Origin of the sequence: Neorhizobium sp. DAR64872/K0K18, assembly GCF_050500175.1 — a bacterium.
Taxonomy (GTDB): Bacteria; Pseudomonadota; Alphaproteobacteria; order Rhizobiales; family Rhizobiaceae; genus Neorhizobium; species Neorhizobium soli.
This window is the reverse complement of sequence record NZ_CP191446.1, coordinates 990,649-1,003,183: the sequence shown is the minus strand read 5'-3', so window position 1 is coordinate 1,003,183 and position 12,535 is coordinate 990,649. Positions and strand designations below refer to the sequence as shown.

Here is a 12,535-nt window from a genome sequence, read left to right as displayed (position 1 = left end):
TTCTGAGAAAACACGTCGAAAGAGCCGCCGGCACGCTGGCTTGCCGCTTGATCTGCGGGCACGGCATGATACGCCAGACAGACAATCGCGCCTGAATTATTCAGTCTTCGTCACCGGCGGACCTGGAGAAAACCTTTTGCATAGCCTTGAGGGTTCACATTTCTCCACTGTCAGGGTCTCCGCGGACCGGCTTTCCCGCGGCCGCACGTTTTTCACGGTCCTGGCGGTCTATTTTCTGGTCAATATCGGGGTGCGTCTGGTTCTTCCGCATGCGCTGGAGCTTGACGAAGGCGAACAGGCCTATCTGTCGCAATGGCTGCTGGCCGGATACGGCACCCAGCCGCCGATCTACAACTGGCTGCAATACCTCGCGGTTCATCTCTTTGGCATGTCGATGCCGACCTTGTCGGGACTGAAGAACCTGCTTCTGTTCGGTGCTTACGGCTTCTATTTCCTCGCTGCCCGACAGGTCTTGAAGGACAAGCGCCTCGCGGTGGTGGCGGTGCTCGGTCTTTTGACCATCCCGCAGGTCTCGTTCGAGGCGCAACGGGACCTCAGCCACACCGTGGCGGCGATCTTCGGCAGTTCGCTCTTCCTGTTTGCGCTGTTCAGGCTTTTATCCGTTTCGACGCTTGCCTCGTTCCTTCTGTTCGGGCTCGCCACGGGAATCGGGGGAATGACCAAGTACAACTTTGTCCTTCTTCCGCTCTGCGCGATGCTTGCGGTGCTGATGGAAAGCAGGTTTCGAGACCGGGTGCTGGACTGGCGCATCCTTTTGAGCGGCCTGGTGGCGCTGCTTGTCGTTGCCCCGCACGCCGTCTGGCTGCTCGACAATTTCGAGGCGGCCAGCAGCCGGTCGGTGGACAAACTCATCAGCGCTGACGCCGGTACGCTCGCAGCGATCTCCCGCGGACTGCGATCTCTGCTCCTGTCATCGACCGGGTTCATGGCCCTCACCGCAGCGGTGTTCGCCATCTCGCTGCGTGAAAAGCTTTCGACGGTCTTCAAGGCCGAGGACGACTGGAGCCGGCTTGCCGGTCGCATCCTGGCATTCGTGATGGCCGTCCTTTTGGGCATGGTCCTGTTCGGCGGCGTGGATGACGTGCGCGACCGCTGGCTCACGCCGCTGCTATTGATTCTGCCGCTTTACCTGACGCTGAAGATCGACGCAGCCGGGATCGACATATCGATGCCGCTCAAGCGCCTCTGGGTGACTGCTGCGGCGATCATGGTGATTGTTCCCCTGATCCTGTTTGGGAGAGTGGCGATCGACCCCTTCACGCGCAACTACGGTTACGTCAACATTCCCTTCGACAAGTTGGCGAAGCAGATCGAGCCGGAACTCGCAAGCGACGGTTCCGACCCGCGCCCGGTGCTGATCATTGCCGCCGATGGGCATCTGGCCGGAAATATGCGTTTCAACCTGCCCGATACGACCGTTGTCGTCTCGCACCAGCCGGCCGGCATGGTGACCACGGCAATCTCAGCCTATCGCAAGGCAGTGTTTGTCTGGCGCCGCTCGGATGGCACAATGCCGGACGGGTTTCAGGCCGTCTTTAGCCGCTATTTGAAGACGCAGGGGCTCGAAGGGCTTTCGGCTAACCCGGTCATCCTGCGCTTTCCCTACTCCTGGGGACACGAAGGCGACCAGTACCCATTCGCCATGGCAGTTGTCGATCTCCCGGACTGACCCTATTCCGCCACGGTTTCTGCGAGGTGATCCAGAGCCTTTGACAGCGTCTCGACCATTTCGTCGACTTCCCCGCGGGTGATGGTGAAGGCCGGCGATGCCAGCATGCGGTCTGCCGTGGCGCGCATGATCAGCCCGTTTTCGAGGCAGTGGTTGCGCACGAGCGAGCCGATATCGTCGGGTTTGGCATAGCGCCGCCGGGTCGCCTTGTCGGCTGCAAGCTGAAGGCCGCCGATCAAGCCTACGCAATCGGCCTGTCCGACGACCGGATGCGCCTCAAGGCTTTTCCAGCCTTTCGCAAAATAGGGTCCGATATCGTCGCGGATCCGTTCGACCAGACCTTCGTCTTCGATGATTCGCAGGTTTTCGAGCGCGGCTGCTGCGGCCACTGGGTGGCCCGAATAGGTATAGCCGTGGAAGAAGTCGCCGACCTCGTTGACCATCACATCCGCGACCCGGTCGGAGACCAGCACGCCGCCGATCGGTAGATAGCCGGAGGACAGGCCTTTCGCGATCGGCGCGAGATCGGGCTCAAAGCCGTAATGCTGGTAGCCGAACCAGGAGCCGAGCCGGCCGAAGCCACAGATGACTTCATCGGACACGAGCAGAATGTTGCGGGCCTTGCAGATGCGCGAGATCTCCGGCCAGTAGGTATCCGGCGGAATGATCACGCCGCCGGCGCCCTGGATCGGCTCGGCAACGAAGGCGGCAACCTTGTCTTCGCCCAGTTCATCAATCTTGGCTTCAAGCTCGCGCGCTGCTTGCAGGCCGAATTCCTCCGGCGAAAGATCGCCACCCTCAGCATACCAGTAGGGCTGGCCGATATGGTGGATGCCGTCGATCGGCAGGTTGCCCTGTTCGTGCATCAGCTTCATGCCGCCGAGCGAGGCGCCGGCGACGGTCGAACCGTGGTAGCCGTTGCGCCGCGCGATCACGAGCGTCTTTTCCGGCATGCCGAGCGCCTTCCAGTAGACGCGGGCCATGCGGAACCAGGTGTCGGTGGCCTCTGATCCGGAATTGGTGAAGAACACGCGGTTCATATGCGGCCCCGCATGCGACGCGATCTTCTGGGCAAGCAGAATGGCGGGCGGCGTCGTGGTGCCGAAGAAGCTGTTGTAATAGGGCAATTCCTGCATCTGCCGATAGGCTGCGTCCGCGATCGATTGGCGGCCATAGCCGACATTGACGCACCAGAGGCCCGCAAAACCGTCGAGATATTTCTTGCCCGTCGAATCCCAGATATGGCGCCCCTCGGCCCGTTCGATGATTCGCGTGCCCTTGGCGTTCAGCTCTTTCATGTCCGAAAACGGATGAATGTGGTGGGCGGCATCGATCGCGGCGAGATTGGAGATCGTCGGCTTCTCGTTCATGCGGTTTCCCTCAGGGCTTAGACGCGGCTCAGATTGTGCGACCAATTCTTATCGGCTACCAACGAGGCAGCGCAACCATCGAGATGATGCTTCATGACCGAGACCGCAGCCGAGCCCCATATCGAAATCATGTTGGTCGGCATGAACGGCGACCTGCGCGGCAAACGCATTCCGATGACGGCCGAAAAGAAGATCTGGGACGGGACGGTGCGGCTGCCCTCCTCCACCCAGTCGCTCGATATCTGGGGCTGCGACAATGACGAGCTGACCGGGCTTTCGATCTCGATCGGCGATCCCGATGGGCTCTGCATTCCCGACCGCCGCACCCTTGCGCCGATGCCCTGGGGGCCGCCGGGCTCGAAGCAAGTGCTTGCGACCATGCACGAGATGGACGGGCAGCCGAGTTTCATGGATCCGCGTGCGATTCTGGCCGGTGTGCTTGAGCGTTTTTCGAAGCTTGGGCTTACGCCGGTCGTGGCGACCGAGCTCGAATTCTACGTGCTAGAGGATGACTGGCGCGAAACCGGACGTCCGCGGGCGCCGGCAAAACTTGCCTATCGCGGCGAGCCGAACGGTTTCCAGCTCTACGACATGGGCGCAGTCGATGCGCTCGACGGTTTCCTGCAGACAGTGCGGACATGGGCGCATGCCCAGGACCTGCCGGCGGATGCGACGACGGCCGAATTCGGGCCCGGCCAGTTCGAGATCAACCTTCTGCACCGCGCGGATGCGCTGGCGGCGGCCGACGACTGCATCTGCCTCAAACGCATTGTCGAACAGGCGGCCAGAAAGCACGGGTTGAAATCCACCTGCATGGCGAAACCCTATTCGGATCATGCCGGGTCCGGCCTGCATGTGCATGCCAGCATCATCGATGCCGACGGCAACAACATTCTCGACGCCAAGGGCGGCGACCCTGCGAAACTGCGATCCGTCACCGCCGGCCTGCTAAACACAATGCGTGATGCGCAGCTCGTGTTTGCGCCCTTTGCAAACTCCTACAGGCGTTTTCAGCCCGATTCGTTTGCGCCCGTCGATATCGACTGGGGCTTCGGCCATCGCGGAACGGCCGTCCGCATTCCGGACGCGAACGGTCCTGCCGCGCGCATCGAGCACCGCGTTGCCGGTGCCGATGCCAATCCATACCTGCTGCTGACCGCCATTCTCGGCGGCATGCTCCTAGGGCTCGAAGCGGATCTCGATCCCGGTCCAGCAACGGAGCCCGGCCAAAAAACCCCAGCTGACGTGAAACGCCTCACCCATGATTTCCTCACCGCGGTCGAGGATTTTGCTGCCTCGCCTTTCATCCGGGACGTGTTCGGAAAGCGATACCAGACGCTCTTCGGCGACACGAAGCGCAAGGAGGCGATCACCTTCCTGCGGACCGTCAGCGACTTCGACTACCAGACCTATCTGCCTCGAATCTAGGATCAAGCATCCATCGGCGGGCGGCTGGCGGAACGACGATCTTCGCCATATGATGGGAACCTGCCTGCGAGCCTGCAGGGGTTGCAAAAGGACGTCATGCCGCCACGCGCGGCGCGGACGGGCAAGGGCCGCTTGGCCGATGGAGACGCTGATGCCGTTCTGCCGAGCTGCCGCAGCAGCCTTTCTCGGCCTTCTCCTGACCGCATCTCCGATGTGGTCGCAGGACGCGCCGCTGACCGTCGTCCTCAAGCCCGGTCAGACCGCTGCCGACGTGCAGCAGGTGCTGGATCTTGCGGCCCGCACGGGCCGACCGCTGACGGTGCAGGTGGAGACCGCGACCACAACCACCGGCGCCGCTGCACACCCCGCGACCTCCGCGTCGGACACGACCTCTGGCACTGCCACTGCAACCAGCGCCGACACGATGCAGATGACGCCGGAAATGGAAGCGGCCAACATGGGCATGGCCAGCTGGGAGCGGTTATCGGATGCCTCGTCCCACGGTTTCACGACGGCGATTGCGGGGCTGCAGGCCCTGTCCACCATGGTGGGCATGACGACCACGCATCTGGATGCCGAGGGCATTGCGAACGGCCGGATCGCGATGGTGGCGCTGCTTTCGCTTTTGGCGGGCGGCGCCGCGGCGCTTAGCGTGCGGCTTCTGTTTGCGCAGTTGCTGCGACACAGCTATTTGCGGGCCCGTCACATCGCCGGCAAGTTCCGTCGCTTCTTCAAGCGCCTGGTCGGCGATCTGCTGTCGATCGCGATTTTTCTCGGTGTCGCCCGGTGGGTCCTGCTGACGATGCTCGCGGATACGACGGCTGCCTTCCAGGTCTGCCAGGCCGCCATTGCCTTCACCCTGATCCTGCTTGTCTACATGGCGGTGGGACGGTTCCTGTTTCGGCCCGACGAGAGCGGCGAAACACTGTTCGCGATCAGCAATCCGCAATGGCATTTCCATATGCTCACCGCCTATGGGGTGATCACCGCCCTGTTTGGTGAGACCATGCGGCTGTGGAACTGGCTGGGCCTGGACCGGGCCTCGCTCGACGGGTGGTTCCTGATCGGCGGCACCCTGCTGACGCTGCTCAAGCTAACCTGGTTCTGGGGCGGCCGCGCCGGCATCCGCGCTGCGTTCAAGGGCTCAAGCCCGGGCCCCGTCCGGCGCGTCATCGGCAACCTGCTTCCGGATTTCTATGTCGTTTCGGCCATCTTCATCTGGTTCTTCGGGTCGGTCATCATCGGCTCGCCGGACAGTGCCCGCTGGAGTTTCGCGGCCGGCTCGACTCAGGTCATCCTGCTGCTCCTGCCGGTGTTCGCACTCGGTGCCCACCACGTGGTGGACGAGTTCGCGCGGCACTGGGAAACCACCCATGGGGCGGGCCTTTGGTCATCCGTGCTCGCCAGCCTTCGCGTGGTGTGCTCGGGCGCTGTGTGGATCGGCGGCCTGCACCTGATCACCGCGCTCTGGTGGCCGCTGATGACCAGCGGCGGCGACATTGCGACCGGTTGGATCCTCTGGCTGGAGCGGCTGAGCTTTGCCGTGGTCGCAAGCTGGGCCGTCTACACGCTGGTGTGGAAATACGCCGAGACGATCGCCCCACCGCAGACCGTGATGCTGCCCGGCCAGGAAGACGAGCAAGCGGACAAGAAGCAGACAAGCCGCCTGACGACGGCGTTGCCGGTGATCCGCAACCTCGTTCTCGGTGCGGTTCTCGCGGTTGGCTCGCTGATCGTCCTCAGTTCGCTCGGCATCAACGTGGCGCCGCTGCTGGCCGGGTTCGGAGTGCTCGGTCTTGCGCTTTCGTTCGGGTCTCAGGCGTTGGTGAAGGACGTCGTTTCCGGCATCTTCTTTATTGTCGACGATGCCTTCCGGATTGGCGAGTACATCGATACGGGCAAGCTGCAGGGGACCGTGGAGCAGATCACCGTGCGCTCCGTGCGGCTGCGCCATCACAACGGACCCATCCACACCATTCCCTTCGGGCAGATCAGCTCCGTCACCAATTTCAGCCGCGACTGGGGAACGATCAAGTTCCAGCTCCGCTTCGAGCGCGACAGCGATGCCGAGATCATCCGCCGTGCCGCCAAGAAGGTGGGGCTGGGCATGCTGGAGGATCCGGAATTTGGGCCGCAGTTCCTCATTCCGCTGAAGATGCAGGGTATCCAGGACATCACCGAAACGGCGATGATCGTGCGCTTCAAGTTTACCTGCCTGCCCGGCAATCCGGGCATCCTGAAGCGCGAAGCGATGACGCGGCTGCTGGCCGCCTGCAAGGCCGCCGGCGTGCAGCTCGCATCCAATGCGGTGACGGTGCGCTCGAACGGAGCCAATTCCGTCGATATCGAAGCCGCCGCCGCCGGCACGCCGCCACCGCTGACGTCGATCGCTGTCTGAGCGTTCGACATTGCCGCGTTCAGCGCCGATCAGACCGTAGACGGTTCCGGCGACATATTCGCAGCGGCATTTTCGCGTCCTGCGGCCGTATTCTGTCCGGGAACCAGAACCTTCAGTTCGCCGGCATGGATCCTCAGCGTCACGTCCCGCTTCATCGGCAGCAGTTCGCCATCGATGACACAGCTGACGTCGCGGCGGTGGCGAGGAAAGTGCAGTTCGAGTTCTGTTGCCGTCATCGCCGTGACCGCGGCGTTTTCCTTGAGCTTGCCGCGCAGGATGTCGAAGGTGAGTTTTGCGACCCCGGACGGCTTCATCGGTTCTGCGAGGTAGAACCCCAGATGGCCGCTGGTCAGGTCATCGGCAAACATCAGAGGATCGGTGCCAAACTCGTTGTTTGAGACCGAGATGGCCGACACCTTGCGCGAAGTGCGCTTGCCATCGACGACATATTCCATCTCGAATTCCGGCGGGTTGAACATGACGCCGATCGCAGCCCTTGCGCTTGCCCGCATCTTGCCGAGCCTCGAGGCAAAATTCATCGAGTTGCGGTAGCGCACCATCCGGGCATGCAGCCCTGCGGAAAACTGGTGCACGAAGCTTTTTCCGTTGGCGCTGGCGATATCGATCGCTTCGGGCGTCCCCTCTGCCAACGTGTCGAGGACTTCCCAGATGTCAAGCGGCAGTTTCAGCGAACGGGCAAACAGGTTCATCGTGCCGGCCGGCACCACGCCGAGAACGATACCGCTTTTCCAGGCAATGCCCGCCGCCGCGGAAATCGTGCCATCGCCACCGCCGGCGATCAGTCCTTCGACGCCGGGCATCGAGGCTGCCTTTTCCATCGTCTCGACGACCTTGTCGCCGGCAACAACTTCGCACTCGATCTCGTGGCCGGCAGCCCGAAAGGTCTTCAGGGCATGGTCGCAGTAAGCGTCCATATCCGTGGTTCGAAAAGTCCCGCCATCGCGGTTGAAAACGGCATGTAGTTTCATCGACAAGGGACCAGGTGCTCGAGGGCGGCGGATAACGACAGGGTGGAAAATGGTGAGGCCGCGGCAGATATCAACGGCACCGAATGGCGATTGCACGATTGTGGTACAGTTGGTTTTTGTCAAAAGCCTACCGCGCTGCACAATCACGTGCTAATCTGCCGTCAATTCAACTGCCTCAAAGCCCCATCATTTGCTCCCGGACGCGCTCGCTTCGAGCCGTACCCGTCCGCTTTTTCAACAGATGCGATACCATGACAGACACCGCAGTCCGACACGTGCCCGATGCCAAGGCCAACACCAGACCTGACGACAGCATCCCGAAAACCAGCCTTCCCCCCCTCGCCGTCCTTCTGATCGAATTCGCGCTTGCCGTCGGTGGCTTCGGGATCGGTACCGGCGAGTTCGTCATCATGGGCCTGCTGCCGAATGTGGCGGAGACGTATCAGGTCAGCATCCCAACGGCGGGCTATGTGATCAGCGCCTATGCGCTGGGTGTGGTGATCGGTGCGCCGATCATCGCAATTCTATCGGCCCGGCTGCCGCGCCGCACGCTGCTTCTGGCTCTGATGGGTGTCTTTGCGGTCGGCAACATCCTGTCAGCGATGGCGCCGAGTTTCTGGAGCTTTACCGCGCTGCGCTTCGTCACCGGCCTGCCACACGGGGCCTATTTCGGGGTCGCCTCGCTGGTGGCCGCCTCCATGGTGCCGCCCAACAAGCGCGCCCGCGCCGTCGGCCGCGTCATGCTGGGTCTGACGATCGCCACGCTGCTCGGCACGCCGCTTGCCACCTTCATGGGCCAGATGCTGTCCTGGCGCTCGGCCTTCTACCTTGTCGGCTTCATTGGTCTCCTGACTGTGGCACTCGTCTGGTTTTTCCAGCCGAGGGACAAGGTGCAAGAAGGCGCCAGCATTCGCCGCGAACTCAGCGCATTCGGCAAGACCCAGGTCTGGCTGACGCTCGGCATTGCCTCGGTCGGTTTCGGCGGCATGTTTTCGGTGTTCAGCTACATCGCCTCCACCACGACGCAAACGGCCGGGCTTCCGGTCACCATGGTATCGATCGTCATCGCCCTGTTCGGCATCGGCATGAATGTCGGCAATATCGTCGGCTCGAGGCTTGCCGATATTTCGCTGAAGGGCACGATCGGCGGAACGATGGTGTTCTACGTGGCCGTGATGCTGGCCTTTGCGACCTTCGCGCACATCCCTGTCATGCTCTATATCACCGTCTTCCTGGTCGGCTGCGGATTTGCCTGCGGCCCGGCGCTGCAGACGCGGCTGATGGATGTGGCCGCCGACGCCCAGACGCTGGCGGCCGCTTCCAACCATTCGGCCTTCAACATCGCCAACGCACTCGGTGCCTGGCTCGGCGGGCTCGTCATCGCCTGGGGCTGGGGTTTTCAGGCAACCGGTTATGTCGGTGCGGTACTTTCGCTGATCGGGCTCTGCGTCTTCGGCGTGTCGGTCGCTCTGGAACGTGAGGCAAAGCCCTCAGCCTGAGCCAGAAAGTGCCGGCTCGGTAAAGCGTACCGGCGCTCGCCTGCGCCGCCTTGCCGTTGCCGTCGTTACGCGCGATGTATCGTCCTCGATGCCCTGAGCTTGACGAGGAGATTCCATGCGCGCTGTCGGTTTTAGCGAAAACCTGCCGATCACATCCGAAAACGCCCTTCTCGACATCGAGCTGCCGGAGCCCGAGGCGAAGGGCCGCGACCTGCTGGTCGAGATCAAGGCCGTGTCGGTCAATCCTGTCGATACCAAGCAGCGCCGGTTGCAGCCTGTCGAAGCCGGCCAGTACCGCATCCTCGGCTTTGATGCAGCCGGCGTGGTGCAAGCGGTCGGGCCGGATGTGAAACTCTTCAAGCCGGGTGACGAGGTGTTTTACGCGGGCGCGGTCAACCGTCCCGGCACCAATGCGGAACTGCATCTGGTCGACGAGCGGATCGTCGGCAAGAAGCCTTCCAGCCTCTCCTTTGAGGAGGCCGCCGCCCTTCCGTTGACCGCCATCACCGCCTACGAGACGCTGTTTCACCGGATGAAGGTGCAGGACAAGGTGGCGAGCGCGTGGAATGCGGTTCTGGTCATCGGCGGCGCCGGTGGTGTCGGCTCGATCGCCATCCAGTTGCTGCGAGAACTGACCGACGCGACGGTGATCGGCACCGGCTCGCGGCCGGAAACACAGGACTGGATCCGCACGCTCGGCGCTCACCATGTTCTCGACCATTCCAAGCCGCTGGCAAAACAGATCGCCGGGATGGCGATCGGCAACCCCGCCTTCGTATTCTCGACGACGGAAACCTCCGATCACATCAACGACATCCTAGAAATGATCGCGCCGCAGGGACGACTGGGGCTGATCGACGACCCGAAGGAGCCGATCGATATCCGCCAGTTCAAGCGCAAGGCTTTGTCGATCCATTGGGAGACGATGTTCGTTCGGCCGGTGTTCCAGACCGCCGACATGATCGAACAGTACAAGCTGCTCAATCATGTGTCCGAACTGGTGGATTCCGGCAAGATCCGCACGACGCTGTCCGACGTGATCGGCCCGATCAATGCTGCAAACCTCAAGAAGGCCCACGCCAGGATCGAAAGCGGCACGACGCGAGGCAAGCTGGTTCTGTCCGGCTTCTGACCACGCAGCGACACACACCCCATAAGGTGTATCGATAAAAACTTACACCTTATCACGTTTGCCGTTTGGAGCTATGGTCCAGGCGGGTACGCGCAAAGGGGGTTCTTATGGCGACATCGCAGTCCAATACATTCGGAAATCCGCTGGATATCGTGACCGGGTCCACATGGTTCGGGTATCTGGCCCGAGCCGTCCTGACGTTCATGTTCTGGGGAAGCGGGCTTTCCAAGCTCATCGATTTTCCGGCCGGCGTCGCGGAGATGACGCAGTTCGGGCTGGAACCGGCATTCGCCTTCAACGTGGCCGTCATCATCACCCAGCTGGTGGGTTCGGCGCTTATCATCCTCAACCGCTGGACCTGGCTCGGTGCCGGCGCGCTCGGCGTGTTCACGGCGCTGACGATTCCGATCGTCCACCATTTCTGGACGATGGAAGAGCCGTTCAAGACGCTCGAGTTCTACGTGGTGATGGAGCATATCACCGTGATCGGCGGCCTGATGGTCGTCGCCTGGAAATCACGCTGACGGGTGTTCACGTCCACCCATAACATCCACATGCGAAAAGGCCCGCCGCCACGACAGTGACGGCAGGCTTCTTACGGATGGCTGCGGCTTGGATCAGGCACTCGCCTGGATGACGACGACCTTTGCGCCGACCTGGACGCGCTGGAAAAGATCGATGACGTCGTGGTTCATCATGCGGATGCAACCGCTCGACATCGCGTGACCGATCGAATCCGGCTGGTTGGTGCCGTGGATGCGGAAATGCGTATCGTTGCCGCCGCGGTAAAGATACATCGCACGGGCGCCGAGCGGGTTGTTAGGGCCGCCCGGCATGCCGCCTGCGAGCGCCCGGTAGCGCGGTTCGCGGCGCTGCATGTTGGCCGTCGGCGTCCAGGTCGGCCATTCGGCCTTGCGGCCCACATAGGCGTTTCCGGAGAGTGCAAGACCGGCGCGGCCGACACCGACGCCGTAACGGATCGCCCGGCCATTGCCGAGAATGTAATAGGCCCGGCGCGCAGGCGTATCAACGACGACGGTACCTGCCTCGTAGGAGCTGACATAGTCGACTTCGGTCCGGCGCAGTTCGGGCCTGATCCGATCGATTGGCACCGGTGACAAGGGGAAAGCCTCGCCTGGGAGCGCTGCATAATTGCGCTGTTCTGGATACGTGGATGCGCAGCCGGCCAGCAGAAGCGGCAAACCGACCAGCAGGCCGCGACGGGAAATCGACATGAATGTGTCCTTGGCGAGTCGAGAAGATGACCAAGAATTACGGATATTATGGTTAATGAAGTGATAAGGCGGGTGCGGATCGAGCGAGTTCCATGGCGTATTTGCACCGACAACACCGTGCACGCCCACAGGCGCACGCGACGTTGTTAATCGCATCATCTGATGTTATTTTTCATGCGAAGGGAGACTGACCATGCGAACGACGATCACCATCGATGATGAACTGCTTATCGATGCAAAGGAACTGACCGGTCTTCAGGAGACATCGGCGATCGTCAAGAAGGCGCTTACGCTTCTCGTTCAAAATGAAGCTGCACGGCGCCTTGCTCTTCTGGGCGGAACGGAACCAGACTTCAGATCAGCGCCCCGCTGGCGGCCGGACGAGCAGTGATTCTGGTCGATACAGTCATCTGGGCCGACCATCTCGGCAAACCAGACCCGAGGCTGATTGCTCTGCTGGAGAATGGACAGGTCTGCACTCATCCGCATGTGATCGGGGAACTGGCGCTGGGGAACATGCGCCAATACGATGTGATCATCGGCTATCTGCATCGGCTGCCGAAATCCGTAACAGCGTCAGATGCGGAGGTTCTGGCAATGATACGGACACAGAAACTGTCCGGCTCAGGCATCGGCTATTGTGACGCGCATCTCGTGGCGTCTCTGTTGTTGACGCCGGATCTGTTGCTTTGGACACGGGACAAGCGGCTGAACGCTGTCGCCCACCGGTTCGGCCGTGGCTGGACCTCAGTCTGAAGCGCTCCCAGCAAACCTGCGCAGCGATTTGCATTCGG

11 protein-coding genes are annotated in these 12,535 nt (G+C 61.9%); 8 read left to right on the top strand and 3 right to left on the bottom strand.

The window, feature by feature from the left end; genetic code table 11:
• The first annotated feature begins 136 nt into the window (after positions 1-136).
• On the top strand, positions 137-1,690 hold the full coding sequence (locus tag ACQY1P_RS10200; RefSeq protein WP_430256345.1) for an ArnT family glycosyltransferase: 1,554 nt from the start codon (positions 137-139) through the stop codon (positions 1,688-1,690).
• Between the two features lie 2 nt (positions 1,691-1,692).
• Here the strand turns inward: ACQY1P_RS10200 and ACQY1P_RS10195 are convergent, their stop codons facing one another.
• A complete protein-coding gene (locus tag ACQY1P_RS10195; protein WP_325261301.1) occupies positions 1,693-3,060 on the bottom strand; it encodes an aspartate aminotransferase family protein in 1,368 nt (455 codons plus the stop codon).
• A gap of 93 nt (positions 3,061-3,153) precedes the next feature.
• Between ACQY1P_RS10195 and ACQY1P_RS10190 the strand changes: the two genes are divergently transcribed.
• Both ACQY1P_RS10190 and ACQY1P_RS10185 read left to right on the top strand, forming a co-directional pair.
• Positions 3,154-4,488, top strand: a complete 1,335-nt coding sequence (locus ACQY1P_RS10190; protein WP_325261303.1) for a glutamine synthetase family protein — start codon at positions 3,154-3,156, stop codon at positions 4,486-4,488.
• Positions 4,489-4,639: 151 nt separating this feature from the next.
• Positions 4,640-6,886: a mechanosensitive ion channel family protein gene (locus ACQY1P_RS10185; protein ID WP_430256344.1), complete on the top strand. Its 2,247-nt coding sequence runs from the start codon at positions 4,640-4,642 to the stop codon at positions 6,884-6,886.
• A 29-nt stretch (positions 6,887-6,915) separates the two neighbouring features.
• Here ACQY1P_RS10185 and ACQY1P_RS10180 read toward each other — a convergent pair whose 3' ends face one another.
• Complete coding sequence (locus ACQY1P_RS10180; RefSeq protein WP_430256343.1) at positions 6,916-7,875, bottom strand: diacylglycerol/lipid kinase family protein; 960 nt, start codon at positions 7,873-7,875, stop codon at positions 6,916-6,918.
• 251 nt (positions 7,876-8,126) lie between these two features.
• Between ACQY1P_RS10180 and ACQY1P_RS10175 the strand changes: the two genes are divergently transcribed.
• The 3 genes from ACQY1P_RS10175 (at position 8,127) to ACQY1P_RS10165 (ending at position 11,030) form a co-directional block, all read left to right on the top strand.
• Positions 8,127-9,374 carry an MFS transporter gene (locus tag ACQY1P_RS10175; protein WP_113165157.1) on the top strand — a complete coding sequence of 416 codons (1,248 nt, stop codon included), beginning with the start codon at positions 8,127-8,129 and terminating at the stop codon, positions 9,372-9,374.
• 115 nt (positions 9,375-9,489) lie between these two features.
• The gene (locus ACQY1P_RS10170) at positions 9,490-10,506 is read left to right on the top strand and encodes a zinc-binding alcohol dehydrogenase family protein (protein ID WP_430256342.1); all 1,017 of its coding nucleotides are present in this window, start codon (positions 9,490-9,492) and stop codon (positions 10,504-10,506) included.
• 107 nt (positions 10,507-10,613) lie between these two features.
• Positions 10,614-11,030, top strand: coding sequence for a DoxX family protein (locus ACQY1P_RS10165; RefSeq protein WP_062453419.1), 417 nt, complete (start codon positions 10,614-10,616; stop codon positions 11,028-11,030).
• A gap of 93 nt (positions 11,031-11,123) precedes the next feature.
• On the opposite strand, the gene ACQY1P_RS10160 is transcribed toward ACQY1P_RS10165, so the two are convergent.
• Entirely contained in the window at positions 11,124-11,741 is a 618-nt protein-coding gene (locus ACQY1P_RS10160; protein ID WP_062579746.1) for a L,D-transpeptidase, read from the bottom strand.
• Between the two features lie 193 nt (positions 11,742-11,934).
• Between ACQY1P_RS10160 and ACQY1P_RS10155 the strand changes: the two genes are divergently transcribed.
• Both ACQY1P_RS10155 and ACQY1P_RS10150 read left to right on the top strand, forming a co-directional pair.
• Positions 11,935-12,132, top strand: a complete 198-nt coding sequence (locus tag ACQY1P_RS10155) for a type II toxin-antitoxin system VapB family antitoxin (RefSeq protein ID WP_062453421.1) — start codon at positions 11,935-11,937, stop codon at positions 12,130-12,132.
• The gene (locus tag ACQY1P_RS10150) at positions 12,129-12,497 is read left to right on the top strand and encodes a VapC toxin family PIN domain ribonuclease (protein ID WP_430250267.1); all 369 of its coding nucleotides are present in this window, start codon (positions 12,129-12,131) and stop codon (positions 12,495-12,497) included. The genes ACQY1P_RS10155 and ACQY1P_RS10150 overlap by 4 nt, the downstream gene beginning before the upstream one ends.
• Positions 12,498-12,535 lie beyond the last annotated feature (38 nt).